The sequence below is a fragment of the Pelotomaculum isophthalicicum JI genome (assembly GCF_029478095.1).
Classification (GTDB): Bacteria; Bacillota; Desulfotomaculia; order Desulfotomaculales; family Pelotomaculaceae; genus Pelotomaculum_D; species Pelotomaculum_D isophthalicicum.
This window is the reverse complement of the sequence record NZ_JAKOAV010000024.1, coordinates 17,562-35,849: the sequence shown is the minus strand read 5'-3', so window position 1 is coordinate 35,849 and position 18,288 is coordinate 17,562. Positions and strand designations below refer to the sequence as shown.

Below are 18,288 nucleotides of genomic sequence, written 5' to 3'. Positions count from 1 at the left end.
ATAAGTAATATAGGCGGGTTTATAATATCGCCGATTAACAATATTTTCACAAATGTAAAGGAGTGAAAAAAAGGTGATTATTTACCACAACATTCCAGCCCTGAACTCTTGGCGCAATCTAAGCGTCAACAATTCATCCATGGCCAAATCGCTGGAAAAGTTATCTTCCGGATTGCGCATCAACCGGGCTGCCGACGACGCCGCCGGGTTGGCTATCTCGGAAAAAATGCGCGGCCAGATCCGAGGCCTCAATCAGGCCGTTCGGAACTCCCAGGACGGCATCTCGTTAATCCAGACCGCTGAAGGCGCTTTGAACGAGTCTCACTCGATCCTGCAGAGGATGCGTGAGCTTTCGGTCCAGGCTGCCAACGACACCCTCACTTCAAATGACCGGGCCGAGATCCAAAAAGAGATCGATCAACTCACTGCGGAACTGAACCGGATCGCCAACACCACTGAGTTCAACACCAAGAAGTTACTAGACGGCTCAGCAGCCGCCCTTACCTCCAGTGACAAACTGTCTACCAAAATTTTTGTCCGCGACGGCCTGCGCACCATCGACCAATTCGGCCAAAAGAAGACCAACAGCGGAAACTATGAATTAAAGATCAATGTAAAAGAACTGGGCCAGACCGAAGTACAAAAGACCGACATCTTCAAAGTCAAACACGTTTATAACGGCATTGATAACTTGCAACTTAATTCAACAGCCCATGTAACAATGGTAGGCGCACACAACTATGTTTCAGGTAGCTATACCTTGACAACAACTGTCGGAGGTGCTGGAACAGGTTATTCAGCCCATTTAACGCAGCAATTCACATCAGGCGGCGCCGGCTCCATTTTCGGCTCAAGCACAGCAGCAATTACTATATCTGCGGCCGGTACCATATCGGCAAACGAAAGCATACTGATTGAAATAACTAACGTCACAGCCAGTGGCGACATTACGTACCGAATTTCCACCCACAAGTACGACGTGGACGGAACTTATACATTTAACCAGACAACTCAGACAAAAAACATTACCTCAGGAACTACTTCAGTGGCTCTTAGTGCGGGTGCTAGTATCGGAACATCGTTTACTTTTACTATTTCAGCAGGACAAACCAACACGTTGAAGGTGGGCGACAAGGCTGTAATCAACCTGAAAGCAGCTGCTTCAGCTTTGGTGACAACCCACAATTATACATTCAGCTCAAGTTCAACACAATTAGTCAGTCAGAGCTACCAGAACGGCTACCTCGATAAGACTCAGCGCACTTTCAACCTGTACTCTCTAAACACAGCCACAGGAACAGCCTTTAACGGCACATTCACCGTCGGTTTTGACTACGATTACGCTACAACACAGAGCACAACCACATTTGATGTGTCACCTGCCTTTGGACGAGCGGCTTCTCTGGACACCAAACTATATGACATCGACAAGTTCTGGGATGCCAGCGGTAACTTCATGCTGACCAGCCCACAGCAACTCAAAATGATCCAAGGTGACGGAAAACAGACCAGTATTACCTTGGACAGCAACGACACCATCTTCACAGTCCAGCAAAAGCTTAACAACGCCATACGTGACGGTCTGGAGCAGGGCGATTACGTAGATACTACCCTGCAGAGAAACTTCGTCGAGTATGTGTACAATAAAAATGACAGCGCTGAGTTTAAGAATAAGACTGGATACTCCGTTGACGGCACATTCGTAATTCAGAGCGCTATCGCCGGAAAGAGCGGCGAGATCCGCTTCTCGGGCGACGACAATCTGATCAACGCGCTCAGCCTGGCCAACATCCAATCTTCGAGAGAGAACACGTTCAACGTCTGGTACAAGGACGCTCACAGCACCGACCCGTATGATATCAACCCGAACGCAACCATCTCGGGCAACCTGCTGGTGGGTGTGATTCACAAGAACGTGGACGTGTTGTTTGACTCCAACGCCAGTATCAGGACAATCACAGCTACCAATTCGGGCACCGGCTTCTTCCAAATGGTCGCTGAAACAGACCAGACAAAGTACCACACGACTACAGTTCACCTGGCGGATAACACCATGGTCTTCCAGATTGGCGCCAACCCGAACCAGGACGTCAACGCCTCCATCGGCAACATGGGAGCCAGCGCGCTAGGAGTGGACAACATCCTGGTAACCGACCGCAGCTCGGCTACCAACTCCATAGCCAAGATCGACGCTGCCATCAACAGGGTTTCCAGCGAGCGGGCAAAAATGGGTGCTCTGCAAAACAGGCTTGAGCACACCATCTCCAACTTGGGAGTGGCCTCGGAAAACCTGACCGCAGCCGAGTCCCGCATCCGCGATGTCGACATGGCTCAGGAAATGATGAACCTGACCAGACTGCAAATCCTTGGTCAGGCCGGCACAGCGATGCTGGCGCAGGCCAACGCGTTGCCGCAAAACGTCTTAAAACTGCTAGGCTAATAGTTATTCAGTTCAGTAAATAAAAATAATAAGCTATACAGCTTCCTTGAAAGAGGACGGTCGGCACCTGGCCGGCCGTCCTCATATAATTAAACATCACATATTTAAAGTTACATATTTTGATTATACTTAACCTGAGCCAGCAAGTACATAAAATTAATTTAATCGAGCATTTATTAAAATGACAAATATGCATAAAACCGGTTATTTAGTACATTAAGGTCTATTTTCAAACTGGGGGTTAAAAAGATGGAAATCATCCCGAGCAATACTATGTCAGCAACGCCCAAGATCAAACCAGACGATTTACCAAATGTCACCGGTAGCAATAAAGTTAAGGATACTTTGGGAATCATCTCGCCGGAAAAGGATCAAGAGAAAAGCAAATCCGTTACAGATGAGAGTCAACGTAAGGATCTTAATAAAAAAGACCTGGAACAAGCCATAGACAAACTGAACAAGATGTCGGAGCTTTTCAACTTCCGGTTGCAGTTCCGCGTACACAAAGAAACGGGTCGTATTTTTTGCAAGGTTGTCAACCCGGATACGGGCGAGGTATTGAGAGAGATTCCTTCTGAAAAAATACTGGATATGATTGGCAAGATAGAAGAAATGGCAGGCTTGATTTTGGACAAATATGTTTAACAAGCCAGTGGAATAAGAATCCATTTTGTTTAGATTTATGATATAGTTATTTTAGCGAGGTGATAGAAAATGGCGGGTATTCAAATTGGAGGCATTGTATCAGGTTTTGATACGCAATCCCTAATAACAGCACTGACAGAGAACGACAAAAAACCGTTGACGTTAATGCAGGATAAAAAGGACCGCTTGGCGGCAACGCAGTCAGCCTGGAAAGATGTCAACACGCGGCTGACCAACTTGCGCAGCACGGTAACCCAGCTTAAAATGAGCGCCACGTTCAACAGCAAAACGGCAACATCTGGAGACGAAAAGGTGTTTACAGCGTCTGCAAGCACTTCGGCGGCTGCCGGGTCATACCAGATTAAGGTAAATAAACTGGCCGAGTACAACCGTTACGCCTCCAGCAGCGCGGCGACAATCACCGGCAATTCCAGCGCGACGTCATCTACCGCGCTTGGCTTGACCGGCGGCTTTACTTTTAAGTCAGCAGACAGCACCAGTACCGGCTCAATTACAGTAACATCAACTGACACTCTGAGCTCCATTCAGCAAAAGATAAATAATGCTAATGCCGGTGTTACAGCATCTATAGTCGAAAACAGCCTTGTTATAAAAAGCAACACCATGGGTGCGAAAGGTCAAATTACTTTAACCGACGCCGGCGGCGGAACGGCTTTCACCGACCTTGGATTAACGCAGACGACGGCTGCGCAGGATGCCGAAATCGTATATGAAGGAATGACCATAACAAGAGGCACCAACAGCATCAGCGACGTAATCAGCGGCGTAACACTGAACTTAGTGGGAGTAAGCACCACAAATGTTTCGCTGACTGTGGCCACTGACACTACCAAGGCTTCAGACGCGATTAAGGCTTTTGTCGAACAGTATAATTCACTGATGGATTTTATCGCTGAAAAAACGGCTGTCGACCCACAGGACACCTTGTCCACCCGGGATTCAACCGATCTCACTCCGTATGATGCCAATCGCAAACGCGGCGAGTTGCAGGGCGACCCGACAATCATCAGCCTGGTGTCGCAAATCCGCACAATGGTCAGCAAAAATGTAGCGGGCTTAAATCCCGTACTGAGCGCGCTAAGCGCTATAGGTGTTACAACCAGCTACTACTCTGGTGACGGAGAAAAACAACTGGCTACTCTGGTCATTAACGATGCAAAACTGCAGCAAGCCCTGGCTGACGCGCCGGGTTCCGCTTCTGTAACCGGGCGCGGCGAAACACCGGTGAAATACAACAGCTTTATTTCAAAAACAGCCGCGGGCATTACCGGGAATACTTCAGCCACAGCCACCACCGTCTTAAACTTGACTGGCAGTTTTACTGTAAAATCAAGTGACAGTTCTACTACAGCATCAGTAACTGTGCTGGCAACTGATAGCTTGACCAGCATCATGAATAAAATTAACGCCGGTAGTGCAGGAGTAACCGCTTCAATAGTAGACAACAAGCTGCAGGTAACAAGCAATACCATGGGTACGCCAGGCCAGGTAGTCCTGACCGACACCGGCGGCGGCACGGCTTTTACAGACCTGGGGTTTGCAGTAGATACTGCAGTATCCAGCGCGGACAATGCCATCCAGTCCGGCCAGTCAGGCAGGCTGATAGTTGAAATAGACGGCAAAGACTACAATATACAGTTCAGCGGGCCAAAAACCAGCCAGCAGGTTGTTGACGATATCAACACCGTAATCGGCTCCGTAGCCACGGCGTCGATTAATTCCGACAACCGCCTGGTAATCACGAACCGCTCCACCGGGGTGAATTCAGTAATCAGAATTAAACAGATCATGGAGGATCACGCCGGCGACCTGGCAAAACTAGGGCTCACGCAGGGTGACTCAGGACGGGGCAAGGATCTTGCTGCGCTTTTCACCGCTCAAGTCTCAGAAACTCAAGGCACAATAACCTCATTTTCAGCTCTGGGGAGTACACCTGTCACAAGCAGCGGCACACTGGGCTTGCGAATTGACGGTACTGATTACTATGTTGCTTTTACCGGCGCATACAACAGCAGCGACGCGGTCAGCAAGATTAACAACGTGATTGGCTCAGCCGGGCAGGCTTATCTTGATTCAAATAATTGTCTTGTAATACGATCGCTTAAATCAGGTACAAGCTCAAGCGTCCAGGTAACCAGGATTGATGCCGGACTGACCGGGCTAAACCTGGCCGTGGGAGAATACGGCGCCGGGGCGAAAGGCGTCACAGGACTGGCTATAACTCTTGACAACTACTATGCTTCATATGTCGCGTCCGGCGGCATTCTTTCGAGAAAACAGCAGTCATTAACTGATCAAATGAATGACATTCAAGATCAGATGGATGCTCTTAATGCGCGCATCAAGGAAAAAGAAGACCGGCTATGGCAGATGTTTTCCGATATGGAGACAAAGCTTCAAAAACTGCAGGCTCAGAGCCAGACTCTTAGTTCTTACCTCGGATTGCTCACAAGCAGTTCCAGTAGCAGCAGTTCCAGTTAGAACGATATTGATTCAAAACACGGTAAAAGGACCACCAGAACAAGACAGACGGAGGGATACATACATTGAACTCAGATAATCCTTACAACAAGTACCGCAAAAACGCCGTCATCACGGCCAATCAGCCGCAGTTGGCGGAAATGCTTTACACCGGGGCTGTAAAATTCATCAGGCAGGCTATAAGTCACGTTAAAAACGACAACAAACAGGAAGCGCACAACGCTATTATACGGGCGCAGGAAATATTTGAATACTTGGCCGAAACTCTGAACGAGAAGGCTGATATCGCGTTTAATTTAGCTCACCTTTATGATTACTCTTACCGCCGTCTTGTGGACGCCAATATTGCCAAAGACGCCGAAATATTGAAAGAGGTACTCGGACTGGCTGAGAGCCTGCGTGACACCTGGCATGAAGCCAGACAAATAGTGGCTGAAGAGTCCGAACACGCGGATAATGCTGATAAGCTTGTTTAAGAAAGGAAAGGTGTGGTGATTTGTTTGCATAATACGGATAGCGGTGGACATTTGCCTGCCAACATAAGAAAAGCGATCGATGAAAAGCTGGCTTTGCTGGGGCAGATTGCCTCAATGGCAGCGGAGCAAGCATTGTTGGCAGGCAGTCTTGCCGAACCGGAGAAGTCTGCCGATTTCGACCGGCTGCTAGACAAACGGCAACAATGTATAGATCAGATTGACGCTATTGATAAGCTAGTTAATGATAAAAACATTATTCCATTTCAAGAGTATGAAGAAGAATTGATCCCAAGAATGAAAACAATCCTGGAGCAAATCCAGAATCTTGACAAAAAAACATATACAACTATTTTCAATGAAATGATAGTCTTGAAGAACCAACTAGGCGACTTATCACGCCGCAAAAAAAGCTTAACAGTATACAGTACAAATATACTTGCCCGCAAGAGCATGATTGTGGACAAATCCAGGTAAGGTAATAAAAGACAAAGACACCCTCTTACCTCTGACTATCCAGCATCACGCCCGAAAAACCGCCTGTGCTTTCATAGTCAGCCAAAAACTTATCCGGAGACAGCCTGCGCATCACTTTACCGCTTTTCTTATCAACCACCGCGATGTAAACCTCTTCACTTTCTTCCGCCAACAAAAACTCATATGTAAGATTATACATCTTAGAGGAGTTTTTCAGCTTTTCCAAAGCTTTGATTAATTCCTTGCGGTTAACTGCCGCCCCCGCCAGCCCCATTTCCATGTTCATTGTCTGGTTAACCTTGGCCTGCGCCTCGGCTGGGCTGCGCTGAGGCATTGCGTCATAAACTATCAGCGACTGAAGGCCGCCCGCGCCAATCTTCATTATTACCACTTCCCACTTAAAAGCTCAATCCCACATTTACCTTAAGTAGTCCAGTAAATTGGTCTGCATGATCTTGGCGCCGGCCGCCAGCGAGGCCTGGTAAGTCAGCTGTTTCTCACTAAGTTCCACCGTCGCTTTGGCCACATCGGTACTGTAGTACCCGTCCATCATATCGTTTATGTTTACCTCAAGGCTGGTATAGTGTTCATCGACCGACTCCAGGTGGTTGGTTCTGGCGCCGACTCTCACCCGCTCCTGCAATAGCCAACCGGTTTTTTCATCAAGATAATCCAGGCACTGGTTGATCTTGGCCGTCTGGTTATTCTCGAGTTTCTTTCGCAGATATACCAAGCAGTCGAAGATATTCCCCGCGGTAAAAGTCGCCGCGTCCGTAGAATCGCTCAAAGAACCGTTGAATGTAAGGTCAATACTACCATCATAGAACTCACCGTTACCCTCATCCAGTGTAAAAAATTTAAGATTGGCGCCTGAGTCGGCCGCGCCATTATTAAAGACCCAATTTCTTTCTTTCCCGTCGTAGTTGACACCTATGCTGTCATCCCCGGCAACTGTCTGAGCGGCAACGGAAATAACCGCTTTATCGCCCGCCTTGACAAACCTGGTGAGGTTTATGTTCAAATCAATATCATGAGTACCGGAACCGTCACCAATAATAAGATGTGCCGGTGAATCCGGATTGCCATCCTTGGGATCAGTGTCAGTAAAAACTTGGTCAACACAGCCGTCGTACCGGTTGCCGTCCTTATCATAGGTATGATAAGTAAACCTCACAGTCACATCTTCAACACCAACACCACCACTCTGATTTAAAGCCAGATTCAGCACAGCGGGATTATCAACCTGGGTAACTTCTATTTTTGAATCCTGCCCCGTGGATTTCGAGCGAAGCACCAGATTATTGCTTCCATCAAGGTAAGCTTCTCCTGCCGTTCCCAGCACGCTGTTAATTTGGTTAACAACGTCGTTGTTGCTGGTTACTCCGGAAAAGGTCACTAAATAGTCAACACCGTCAATTTTTAGCCCTAACTTGCTGCCGTCGGGTAAAACTGACGGCGGTATGGCAAGGGCCGCCGAAGAAATAATCTCGGCATTGTCCTGGGTATAGTTAACTTTAGTCACTTCCATCAAAATAGAACTATTAAAGGTATTGGACGCGCTCACAACCCCCACATTGCCGACAATAGTATTTTCAGCCTGGGAGTAATAATCGGTAACCACGGCTGTAGAATCGCCCGGACTGGCTCCGTCTACCGTACTCACCTTGTACTTGCCGAACTGCAGGCTGTTAAACCCCGCCAGCAGCTTTAATTCTGACAGGTTATCATCAATCGACTTGACCTTGATATATGTCCCTGGATTAGTGTTGCTTGAGCTCAATACCAAATTGGAATCAGCGTCCATAGCCGCACTCCCGTTAACCCCAAGCACGCTATTTATCTTGGCAAGCATCGTGGCTACGGTAGACTCGCCGGAAAAGTCGATATTATAATCATTGCCGTCGATATTCAGCACCAGTTTCCCGCTAAGGGGTGTTGCTGTCAAAATCGCGTCCGTGATTCCGCCAAAAGATTTGATAACATCCTGTCCAGCAGTGATATCGACAGTATCGACCGTTGACCCGGCTCCCTTGGCCACATCCACCAGCCTGTCGAAGAAAAACTTTTTGCCGTTGATATTTACCGCATATCTTCCATCTGGAGCAATTTCACGCAGCACATCACTGTCGTCGCCGGTGAAAGTGAAGTCGTCGCCGCTCCGGTGAAACGGCGTGGCGGTATTTTTTAAACCAGCGAAGATATATTTGCCGCCCAGGGAAGTGTTTGACACTTCAACCATCTGGTCTGTCATAGCGTCAATCTGCCTGGCGATGGCATCCCTGTCGTCCACAGTCAGAGTGTCGTTCGCGCCCTGAACCGCATATTCACGCGCTGATTGCATAATAGTCGTGGCATTACTCAAACCTACGTCTGTCTGCTCAAGCCATCCCAGGCCGTCGGTGATATTGCGCTGGTACTGCTTGTTTAAGTTCAGGTTGCTCTGCAAGGCCATAGTCTGGCTGAAACCGGCAGGATCGTCACTCGGCCGGTTAATCTTGGTGCCCAGCGAAATCTGCTCCTGCGTTTTGGAGATCCCGTTCAAATTTTTCTGAAATGCGTATTGCATGCTGTTTGAAATCATCTTTTGGGTGACGCGCATTCTTGATCACCTCTCATAAAAACTTATACCGCCATGCGGTTAATCAGGGTGTCGAGCAGGCTGTCCATCACTGTGACTGTCCTGGCCGATGACTGGTAGGCGTACTGGTACTGGATCATTTTAGTCAGTTCCTCGTCGCTGGAAACACCAATCAATGACTCCCGCAGGTTATTAACCTGATCCATCACCGCGTTCTGCGTGCCGAGCCGGTCCGCCGACCCCTGGGTGTCGGCGCCGACCATAGTGGTCAGGCCGCGGTAGTAGCTCTCAAATGTGGCGGTATTGCCCAGCATGGTTAAATCCGTGCGCAAACCTCCAATGTCAAGCGCCTTGTCGCCGTTGACATTGGTAATCGCCGACTTCACTTCCGCCGACAAGTCAATGTCCGCCGCGCCGGTGGCGGTGAAAAAATCCGGATAAGTGCCGGACGATGTCGTGGTCGCGTGCAATGCGTTGACCGTATCTGTCAAACCTAAGGCTAGCTCATCCATCATTGCCATGTAATTGTCAACTTTGTCGAGGGCATTAATATAGCCGACCAACATGCCTGTCTCCGTATTTGAGGCCGCCCAGCCTTCGGCATCAGCACGCGTTATATCTACCTTGCTGTTATCCATGGCAACCAACTCCTGGCCATACAGGGACACTGACACATAACCGTCTGAAGAATTTTCCACTGTAACCGGGCCCAGTTTACTGAGTTCATCCAGCAGCAAATCTCTTTTGTCCAATAAGTCATTGGGTTGCTCATGCAGGTCGATTATACGCGCTATGGCCGTGCTGACCTCTGTAATCTGCTGAGTGAGGCTGTTGATCCGATCAACCTTGTCGTTTATCAAACTGTCCACATTCTGGCGCACGTCGGAAAGCTGTGTGTAGGTTTGCCGGAAAGTAGTGGTCAGTTCAGCGCCCGCCTCACGCACAGCTGCTTTAGACCCAATATCCTGGGGATTGTTATTCAGGTCCTCCCAGGCGTTGAAAAACTTGCCGATCAGGGTCTGAAGCCCGTTCGTCTCATCCGGCTCGGGGAAAGCAGCCTCAACCTTTTTCAGCGACTCGTTCAAGCCTTCCCAGTAACCTTCCGAACTGGCCACATCCCGCCACTGGTTGTCCATATATAGATCACGGTAGCGGCGTATGTAACTAATCTCCACCCCGGTGCCAATCTGGCCAGGAATGAGCTCCTGGTTTAAAACCGGGTTGCAGTAAGGATCGGTGGCCACATGCACTGCTTCCTGCCTGCTGTACCCATCCGTATTGGCATTAGACAGGTTATGGCCCACCACATCCAAAGCCCTGCGCTCGGATGTCAAGCCGCGCCGACCAATTTCAAGGCCGAAAAAAGTACCTGGTCCGGACATATTAAAAACCACCTTTCAATAGGTGTTAGTAACTACTCAGTAGTCAGTAGTCAGTAGTCAGTAGTCAGTAGTCAGAATAATTTTAGGGTACAGCTCAAGTGTTTAAAACGCCTAAAGGAATGTAAGAAATCCCTACTGGATTCTGAATACTGACTATTTAAATTCTAAACAAGTGAATATTAACCGGTGTTATTTATAAATAAATATGTAATCAAACTGTCTTATTTACCAACAGCTTTTTAAAACTTCCCTGGCCGACACCACCGTCCACCCCGTATGTAAGTCCTTCGCCCTGATTAATAGCGTTCAACATTATTCTGTTTAACGTTAGCGCCCGCCTGGTCATAATTGCGTTAATCTTATTCACTTCACGCAGCAGATCAGCCTTTGAGCGCATTCCCTTTAAAAGGATGTCCAGTTTTTCCCTAATTTCACCGCTTGCGTAGGGGAGAACATCGGCAAGTCTGCTGCCGGGTGAAAGCCCTAGTTCAGTATCCAGCGCCGCCTGAATACGCTGGCGTTCTTCCTCCGCAGCGGTCATGTCGGCAATCAGACTGTTAACCCGCTTGACGGCCTCTTCAATGGCACCCACATCGTTGTCCCGGAGGGCTGCCATTTGTTCCTCACATACTGAATAGAGGCCGGCCATGAGGCCGTCCTCGCGGGTAAGACAATCAACCAGGAGGTCCAAGGTTTTACCACCCGGACGGTTATTCAATATTATCACCGCCTGATGTCTATGCTCAGCTTATCTTCCAGGATACCGCCGGCAATCTTTCCGGCGTCCGGCTTATAGGCGCCTTCCTGTATACGCTTCTTAATTGAAGCAACCAAATCCTCCCGGACATCGGGAAGTTCCTTAAGTGCCGCCCTGTAAATCTGGGCCTGACGCGCCTCAGATGAGATGTCCAGTATATCGGCACGCTCTGTTTTATTAGCGCCGCAATTCTTATCGGCTTTAATTTTTTCTTGCTTTTGCAATTGGGCGGTATACGCCTTCGTAGCGTCAAAGCCGTTAGTCCCTTTAATGATCACCGGCTTCACCTTCTTTCCGGCTACTCTTATATCCTATAATAATTATCGGCAGCCGGCTACAGAAACTTTACAGCATATTAATAATTTCCTGGGCAATCTGCGGAAGTGGGGTGACACGGTCGGCAGCTCCCGCATCCACTGCCGCCCGGGGCATGCCGTAAACCACACAACTGCTTTCCGCTTCGGCGATAGTGCGGCCTTTACAATTTTTTATCTCTTTCATCCCCATGGCGCCGTCCCGGCCCATGCCGGTCATCAGCACTCCTATGGCGGAATCTCCGAACACACGCGCGGCTGAAGTCATTACACCGTCCACCGATGGCCGGAACCCTCCCGGGGGTACCGGCGCGCTCCCCCTGTCCAGAATCACGGAAACACTGCCGCCCCTGTCACGAAATGTCAAGTCGAACCCGGCCGGAGCCACCAGCACGCGGCCTGTTCTAATCAAATCGCCGTCTTCGGCGTGGCGCACTTCCAGGTGGCTTTTCCTGTCGAGGTGCTCGGCCAGAGGCTTGGAAAAGCCTACCGGGATGTGTTGCACAATAACCACCGGGACGGGAAAATCGCGTGGCAAGGCGGGCACCACCTGCTGCAGCGCGGCAGGACCGCCGGTTGAGCAGCCAATCACCACAACACGGGTACGGCCGGTAAAGCGCGCTACAGAAGAAACCGCTGTCCTGCGTTCCGCCGCCGGGACAGCGCCGCCCGCCTGGCGTCCGGAAGCCATGGTAGTTCCGCCAGCGCCGACAGGCTTTGATGTATGCATTACACTAAAAGGCCGCCGGGCAAAACGGGAAAGCGGCACTGCGGCAGCCACCCTAATTTTACCGGCCAACTCTTCCACCATTGGATTGAGCCGGGAAGGACCGGTGGGTTTGGTGATAAAATCCAGCGCACCGGCAGCTAGCGATTCAATGGTCGCCCTGGTACCTAAAGCGGTGAGCGTGCTGCACATAATTACCGGCAGAGGGCACTCACGCATAATCCGGCGCAACGCTGCAAGCCCGTCGAGCACAGGCATTTCGACATCAAGAGTCACAACATCTGGTTTGAGCACCTTTACCTTGTCCAGCGCGTCCTGGCCGTTTACAGCCGTTCCAATCACCTGAATGTCCTTGTAATTGCCTAGCATCTTACTGATCAGTTGGCGCATCAGGGCGGAATCGTCAACGACCAAAACCTTAGCTGGCGGCATATACTGCCTCCTCGACCCCGATCTCCTTCACCAGGCTCCTGACATCAACAATCAAAGCCACCTGGCCGTCACCAAGAATGGTGGCGCCGGAAAGGCAAGGCACTTTACCAAGGTAATCGCCCAATGATTTTATCACGATTTCAAGCTCACCCAATAATTTATCTACTATTACTCCGACTTTCTTTTCCCCGATACCAAGAACCACTACAAACAGGCGATCCATTTCCGCGCAACTTTCCCGCTCAAAAATATCGGAGAGCCTGACCAAAGGCAACACTCTTCCCCGTACCAGAATAACCTCGTTATGCTTCACTTTCTTGATTTCCTCAGCCTTGACACTGATTGTCTCCACGACATTGGTAAGCGGGAAGGCAAATTGTTCGTTGCCCAATTCCACCATTAAAGCCCGGATAATAGCCAGCGTGAGGGGCAGTTTGATGGTAATAGTAGTGCCGACCCCAGGCGCGCTGACAAGATCAATAATCCCGTTTATTTGATCAATGTGGTTGCGAACTATATCCATGCCCACGCCGCGGCCGGAAAGGTCGCTGACTTTGGTGACAGTGGAGAAACCAGGCATGAAGATCAGGTTCAGTGCTTCCGGGTCAGACATTCTCTGCGCCACCTCACTGTCAATAAGGCCTTTTTCCACAGCCTTGGCGCGGAGCCGGGCCGGGTCCATCCCTTTTCCGTCGTCCTGCACGGTTATGATAATGTGGTTTTCCATGTATGAAGCCTTAAGTTTCAAAGTGCCGTTCCTTGGCTTACCCAGCTTAACCCTCTCTTCCGGTCCTTCAATCCCGTGATCGAGAGAGTTCCTGATCAAGTGAATGAGAGGGTCGCCGATCACCTCGATGACATTGCGGTCGAGCTCGGTCTCGTGGCCTTCAACAATAAAGTTTACTTCCTTGTTCAGCTTTTGGGCCAGGTCGCGGACCATTCTGGGGAAACGGTTAAACACTTGCGCCACCGGCAGCATCCTGGCCTTCATGATCTGTTCCTGCAGGTCGCCGGCAACTTGACCCAGGTGGCTGGAAATCTCATTCATCGTTTCGACCATATCCCCGGACCCTGAGCCGAAACGCCCTTCAAAAATCTCCGCGAAACGGTTCAATCTGGTGCGATCTATCACCAGTTCTCCCACGAGATTCATCAGCGTATCCAGCTTTTGGACATCCACCCGGACAGTCTGGACAGTTTTCACTTCATGATCGGCCTTTGCCGCTTGCTCCGTCTTTTCCGCCCGCGCTCCCGCCGCAACCTGCTCCCGCACTTCCTGACCGGCGGCTAGTTTAATTTGGCTTACCTCGACCTTTGCCACTTCCGAAACAGTCATCAACAGGTTTCTAATCCGGTCCGGGTCTTCGCCGGTAAGTAAAACAACCCGGAAGCCGGCGTCAAAATTACCTTCCTGAATATCATCGGCGGACGGCTGGCTTTTAATAACCTCACCCATCTGCTGAAGGGTTTCAAAAACCAGAAAAGCGCGGACGGATTTCATCTGGCAACTGGATTCCAGCTCAACATTTATCCAGAAAGCCTGGAAACCTTTCATCTCGGCTTCCCTGATCACATCCTCGTCGACTGCCTCCAAGCCGCCTTCAACAATGGCAGCCGGCTGTTTTAACACTCCTTTGCCGCTTTCCGGTTTGCCACCCGGCGCAGGAGCGGAACCGGCCCCCTGAAATTGTCTCAAACTGGTCACCACTTGTTCGATGTCCACTGAAACATCTTTGCCGATAATTTCGTCCCGCAGTATTTGCAGGGTGTCCAAGGCCATAAAAAGCGTATCCACCAGCGGGCCGGATACGGGAAGAAGCCCCTTGCGCATCTGGTCGAAAAGATTTTCTATTTCATGAGTGAGGGAGGCCATTTTATCATAGCCCATGACAGCTGACGATCCTTTAATGGTATGGGCGGCCCGGAAAATCTCCTGGAGCGCTTCCTGGCTTCCCCCTTCACGTTCCAGCACTAATATATTTTCATTAAGCACCTGAATTTTTTCTTCCAGTTCATCTAGGAAAACGCTGATTTCTTCGTCTGAAAACATATTCTCCACCCCTATGCTGTTTCTATTCCAAACCTCTGAAGTTCACTCTGCTCGTGTTCGTATAGTATTTTCTCCAGGTTGAGCAGGATCACCAGCCTGCTGTCCAGGATGGCTATGCCCCTCAAATAAGCCGCGTCAATTCCGTGAATCATCGGCGGAGGCGGTTCAATACTGTCTAAAGGTACACGAAGCACTTCCGAAACACCGTCGACAATCATACCGATGGTGTTGCCGCCCACGTCCACAATAATAATCCTGCTGGAACTGGTTCTCTCCGTCAAAGGCAGGTTAAACCGCTTGCACAGATCAATCACCGGGATGATTTTACCGCGCAGGTTGATCACACCTTCAACAAAATGAGGAGTGCGCGGCACCCTGGTAATTGCCTCCATCCTGATTATTTCAAAAACAGCGTCAATATCAATACCGTAAGTCTGCTCCGTCAGCTGAAAAACTACCATTTGGTCTTCCTTGCTGTCAATCTGCTTTTCACCTTTAGCCATTCGTACATACTCCTTTCTAAATTCAAGTATTCAGTAGTCAGGAGTCAGTACTCAGAATGTTTAAAGACGATAACCGTACTTTCATACTTCTCCTGACGACTCCTAAGTATTTAGGAGTCAGACACCCATGAAGCTTCGCTTCATCAAACTGTTCCCCATTCTGACTCCTGAATTCTGACTCCTGACTCCTGTCTTTTTATTGAATCTGTTCATTGTAAGGAGGTTTGACCGACATAGGTTCAGCCGTTTCGTATTTGCTTTTCAAAACCACTATGTCAACCCGGCGGTTTTTCTGGCGATTCTCCGCCGAGTCGTTCGGTTCACGCGGGCGGAATTCACCGTAGCCTGTCGCGGAAAGCCTGCGTGGCGGAAAGTTCAGTTCCCGAATTAATTCCTGCACTACGCTGGTGGATCTGGCCACTGACAATTCCCAGTTTGAAGGAAATTCTTTAGTATTAATCGGCAGGTTGTCGGTATGCCCTTCAACCCTGATAAATTGCGTCGTCTTGATCAAGATTAGCCCGACTTTGACTATCAAATCCCTGGCGCTGGGTGTGAGCTGGGCGGAACCCAAGGGGAAAAGGGCCACATCCTGAAAGCTTAACACGATACCCCGCTCCTCCATGTTAACCCATACCCTGCCGTTCAACCCGTTTTGATCAATATACGTTTGTAATTCGTTCTTAATTCGCTCCAGTTCTTGCTCCTCAGCTATCTCCGCCTCACCGGAAACCCCGGGCGCCAGCGAAGCGCCGGGATTGGACATCACCGACTGGCCGCCCCCCATAGCTCTTGAGAGCGAAACAGCCATCGCCTCAAACTTTTTTGAATTAATGCTGCTAAGAGCGTACATGACCACAAAAAAGATCATCAACAGGGTAATTAAATCGGAGTAGGTCAGCAGCCACCTCTCCATGCCTGCTTTACCTTCAGGTTCAGGCTCTTTCTTCCTCATCTACAACTACTCTTCCTCTCCAACTTCTTGCGCCGCCGCGCCGCCCTTCGGCTTCAAAAAGGCAGTCAGCCTTTCCCGGATCAATACAGGGTTGTAGCCTGCCTGGATGGACATGATTCCTTCCAACATCATTTCACGCAGCATGGCTTCTTTTTTGCTGAGATTTTTCAACTTGCCGGATATCGGGATCCATAAAATGTTGGCCGAGCCGACACCGTACAATGTAGCGATAAACGCGAGGGCGATAGAGGGCCCCAACTCCTCCGGCGATTCCAAGTTGCTGAGCACGTGCACCAGCCCCATCACCGTACCGATAATACCCATGGTAGGCGCAAACCCCCCGGCAGCCTCAAATATACTCGCGCCGACATGGTGACGCTCCTGCACGGCGTACATTTCGGTCTCCATAATCTGGCGGACCAACTCCGGGTCTGTACCATCCACAACCAACTGAATTCCTTTGCGCATGAAGCTGTCATCCACGTTGGGCAATTCATTCTCAAGGTACAAGAGTCCTTCCCGGCGCACTTTATCGGCCAGGGATACCAACTGCTCAATCAGAGCTATTTCATCGGGAAGTTTCTGAAAAAGGATAATTTTAAATAATTTTGGAACAATCATTACTTCATTCAACGAAAAAGAAATAATCGTCGCGCCAATTGTCCCGCCAAAAACAATCATAGCCGCTGTGGGCTTAAGCAGTGCTAAGATATTTCCTCCGTCCAAAACAAAAGCTAACACAAGAGACAATACACCTATTAAGATACCGGCAACTGTAGTAATCTCCACGCTAAAGCATCTCTCCCCGCAAGTAAGTTGCTAATAACTTAATTTCGACATATCCCTTTTTATTCCTCCATTACTGGATTAATTTTCTTTTTAAAAATAAAAGAGAACAAACAAAAAATATCCCGTATCACTGTCAAAGTGGTACGGGACTGTTATTTAAATCATTATTCAGATCAATTATTAATAAACCTTCACTGCCTCCAGTCCGGCCAGCACTCTATATCCACCAGCCGCCAGGGCCTCCATCTCATTTTCACCCGGATAGACACGGACCGGGGCGATAAAACTAACCCTTTCCTCAATCCATCCCACGAGCATACGGCTATGGGCAATGCCGCCAGTTATGACGACAGCGTCGACATCGCCTTTTAGGATTGCGCCGCAAGCGCCTATTTCCTTTGCCACCTGGTAAGCCATTGCCTCATAGATTAATTTTGCCTGCTTGTCGCCTTGCTCAATCCTCTTTTCTATCTCCAGCGCGTCCGCCGTCCCCAGGTAAGCGGCAAGTCCGCCTCCTCCGACTACTTTTTTCATCATCTCTTCCCTGGTATAACGGCCGCTGTAACACATTTCCACCAGTTTCCCCACGGGCACCCCCCCGCTCCGCTCGGGCGTGAACGGGCCGTCACCCGCCAGCGCGTCATTCACATCGATAACCCGGCCCCGCAAATGAGCGCCTACCGATATCCCGCCACCCAGGTGAGCGACGACGAGGTTTATTTCAGAATAATCTTTACCCATATCTTCCGCCGCCCGCCTGGCCACGGCCTTTTGGTTCAGCGCGTGAAACAGGCTTTCTCTGGGATTTTCCGGCATTCCCGAAATGCGCGACACAGGTTCTTTTTCATCAATGCATACCGGGTCCACGATATACGCCGGTATACCTAGCTCACCCGCGATGGAGCGCGCAATCAAACCGCCCAGATTCGAAGCGTGCGCCCCGCGTCTTTCCGCTTCCAAATCTTCTATCATTTTTTTATTTACCAGATAGGTGCCCCCCGGAACGGGCTTAAGCAAGCCACCCCTGCCGACCACAGCGTCAAGCTCCCCGGGCTGAACACCTGATTTCACCATGGCATCCATAACAAGCCGCCGCCTGTAGTTAAATTGGCCGGTGATTCCTTGAAATTTTCTCAGTTCTTCACTGCTGTGTCTCAAAGTCTCGGAATATACGGGCTCGTTGCCCCGAAAAACCGCAAGCTTGGTCGAAGTTGAGCCAGGGTTGATGATCAGCTGCAAAAAATTTTTCATATCCATGCAACCC

16 protein-coding genes and 1 pseudogene are annotated in these 18,288 nt (G+C 49.7%); 6 read left to right on the top strand and 11 right to left on the bottom strand.

The genetic code is table 11. From position 1 onward, the window contains the following. Positions 1-73: 73 nt before the first annotated feature. The 6 genes and pseudogenes from L7E55_RS12385 to L7E55_RS12360 form a co-directional block, all read left to right on the top strand. Positions 74-511 (top strand): annotated as a pseudogene (locus tag L7E55_RS12385) (flagellin N-terminal helical domain-containing protein); the annotation flags it as partial. Between the two features lie 210 nt (positions 512-721). Further along, positions 722-2,440 carry a flagellin gene (locus tag L7E55_RS17610; RefSeq protein ID WP_338091222.1) on the top strand — a complete coding sequence of 573 codons (1,719 nt, stop codon included), beginning with the start codon at positions 722-724 and terminating at the stop codon, positions 2,438-2,440. A gap of 249 nt (positions 2,441-2,689) precedes the next feature. Next, entirely contained in the window at positions 2,690-3,085 is a 396-nt protein-coding gene (locus L7E55_RS12375; RefSeq protein ID WP_277444584.1) for a flagellar protein FlaG, read from the top strand. Positions 3,086-3,154: 69 nt separating this feature from the next. Next, on the top strand, positions 3,155-5,587 hold the full coding sequence (gene fliD / locus L7E55_RS12370) for a flagellar filament capping protein FliD (protein ID WP_277444583.1): 2,433 nt from the start codon (positions 3,155-3,157) through the stop codon (positions 5,585-5,587). A gap of 65 nt (positions 5,588-5,652) precedes the next feature. Further along, positions 5,653-6,063 carry a flagellar export chaperone FliS gene (gene fliS / locus L7E55_RS12365; RefSeq protein WP_277444582.1) on the top strand — a complete coding sequence of 137 codons (411 nt, stop codon included), beginning with the start codon at positions 5,653-5,655 and terminating at the stop codon, positions 6,061-6,063. A gap of 24 nt (positions 6,064-6,087) precedes the next feature. Continuing rightward, positions 6,088-6,537, top strand: a complete 450-nt coding sequence (locus L7E55_RS12360; RefSeq protein ID WP_277444581.1) for a hypothetical protein — start codon at positions 6,088-6,090, stop codon at positions 6,535-6,537. A gap of 25 nt (positions 6,538-6,562) precedes the next feature. Here L7E55_RS12360 and L7E55_RS12355 read toward each other — a convergent pair whose 3' ends face one another. From L7E55_RS12355 to buk, 11 genes are all read right to left on the bottom strand, one after another. Continuing rightward, positions 6,563-6,919: a flagellar protein FlaG gene (locus L7E55_RS12355; protein WP_277444580.1), complete on the bottom strand. Its 357-nt coding sequence runs from the start codon at positions 6,917-6,919 to the stop codon at positions 6,563-6,565. 36 nt (positions 6,920-6,955) lie between these two features. Continuing rightward, positions 6,956-9,136, bottom strand: a complete 2,181-nt coding sequence (gene flgL / locus L7E55_RS12350) for a flagellar hook-associated protein FlgL (RefSeq protein WP_277444579.1) — start codon at positions 9,134-9,136, stop codon at positions 6,956-6,958. Between the two features lie 23 nt (positions 9,137-9,159). Beyond that, positions 9,160-10,497, bottom strand: coding sequence for a flagellar hook-associated protein FlgK (gene flgK / locus L7E55_RS12345; RefSeq protein WP_277444578.1), 1,338 nt, complete (start codon positions 10,495-10,497; stop codon positions 9,160-9,162). A 211-nt stretch (positions 10,498-10,708) separates the two neighbouring features. Then, positions 10,709-11,215, bottom strand: a complete 507-nt coding sequence (locus tag L7E55_RS12340) for a flagellar protein FlgN (protein WP_277444577.1) — start codon at positions 11,213-11,215, stop codon at positions 10,709-10,711. Between the two features lie 5 nt (positions 11,216-11,220). Beyond that, positions 11,221-11,532 (bottom strand): flagellar biosynthesis anti-sigma factor FlgM, encoded by a 312-nt coding sequence (gene flgM / locus L7E55_RS12335; protein WP_277444576.1) that lies wholly within the window; start codon positions 11,530-11,532, stop codon positions 11,221-11,223. Positions 11,533-11,599: 67 nt separating this feature from the next. Beyond that, positions 11,600-12,727: a protein-glutamate methylesterase/protein-glutamine glutaminase gene (locus L7E55_RS12330; RefSeq protein WP_277444575.1), complete on the bottom strand. Its 1,128-nt coding sequence runs from the start codon at positions 12,725-12,727 to the stop codon at positions 11,600-11,602. Then, positions 12,714-14,777, bottom strand: coding sequence for a chemotaxis protein CheA (locus L7E55_RS12325; protein ID WP_277444574.1), 2,064 nt, complete (start codon positions 14,775-14,777; stop codon positions 12,714-12,716). The genes L7E55_RS12330 and L7E55_RS12325 overlap by 14 nt, the downstream gene beginning before the upstream one ends. Positions 14,778-14,788: 11 nt before the next feature. Next, complete coding sequence (locus tag L7E55_RS12320; RefSeq protein ID WP_277444573.1) at positions 14,789-15,280, bottom strand: chemotaxis protein CheW; 492 nt, start codon at positions 15,278-15,280, stop codon at positions 14,789-14,791. A 196-nt stretch (positions 15,281-15,476) separates the two neighbouring features. Next, positions 15,477-16,235: an OmpA/MotB family protein gene (locus tag L7E55_RS12315; RefSeq protein ID WP_277444572.1), complete on the bottom strand. Its 759-nt coding sequence runs from the start codon at positions 16,233-16,235 to the stop codon at positions 15,477-15,479. 6 nt (positions 16,236-16,241) lie between these two features. Further along, positions 16,242-17,024, bottom strand: a complete 783-nt coding sequence (locus tag L7E55_RS12310) for a flagellar motor protein (RefSeq protein ID WP_277444571.1) — start codon at positions 17,022-17,024, stop codon at positions 16,242-16,244. 180 nt (positions 17,025-17,204) lie between these two features. Then, positions 17,205-18,275 (bottom strand): butyrate kinase, encoded by a 1,071-nt coding sequence (gene buk / locus L7E55_RS12305; RefSeq protein WP_277444570.1) that lies wholly within the window; start codon positions 18,273-18,275, stop codon positions 17,205-17,207. Positions 18,276-18,288: the final 13 nt, after the last annotated feature.

Excerpts from the sequence above, each read along its gene's own strand:
- L7E55_RS17610 (WP_338091222.1), top strand. The coding sequence starts at position 722 with ATGGTAGGCGCACACAACTATGTTTCAGGTAGCTATACCTTGACAACA.
- L7E55_RS12375 (WP_277444584.1), top strand. The coding sequence starts at position 2,690 with ATGGAAATCATCCCGAGCAATACTATGTCAGCAACGCCCAAGATCAAA.
- fliD (WP_277444583.1), top strand. The coding sequence starts at position 3,155 with ATGGCGGGTATTCAAATTGGAGGCATTGTATCAGGTTTTGATACGCAA.
- L7E55_RS12355 (WP_277444580.1), bottom strand. The coding sequence starts at position 6,919 with ATGAAGATTGGCGCGGGCGGCCTTCAGTCGCTGATAGTTTATGACGCA.
- flgL (WP_277444579.1), bottom strand. The coding sequence starts at position 9,136 with ATGCGCGTCACCCAAAAGATGATTTCAAACAGCATGCAATACGCATTT.
- flgK (WP_277444578.1), bottom strand. The coding sequence starts at position 10,497 with ATGTCCGGACCAGGTACTTTTTTCGGCCTTGAAATTGGTCGGCGCGGC.
- L7E55_RS12330 (WP_277444575.1), bottom strand. The coding sequence starts at position 12,727 with ATGCCGCCAGCTAAGGTTTTGGTCGTTGACGATTCCGCCCTGATGCGC.
- L7E55_RS12325 (WP_277444574.1), bottom strand. The coding sequence starts at position 14,777 with ATGTTTTCAGACGAAGAAATCAGCGTTTTCCTAGATGAACTGGAAGAA.
- L7E55_RS12320 (WP_277444573.1), bottom strand. The coding sequence starts at position 15,280 with ATGGCTAAAGGTGAAAAGCAGATTGACAGCAAGGAAGACCAAATGGTA.
- L7E55_RS12315 (WP_277444572.1), bottom strand. The coding sequence starts at position 16,235 with ATGAGGAAGAAAGAGCCTGAACCTGAAGGTAAAGCAGGCATGGAGAGG.
- buk (WP_277444570.1), bottom strand. The coding sequence starts at position 18,275 with ATGAAAAATTTTTTGCAGCTGATCATCAACCCTGGCTCAACTTCGACC.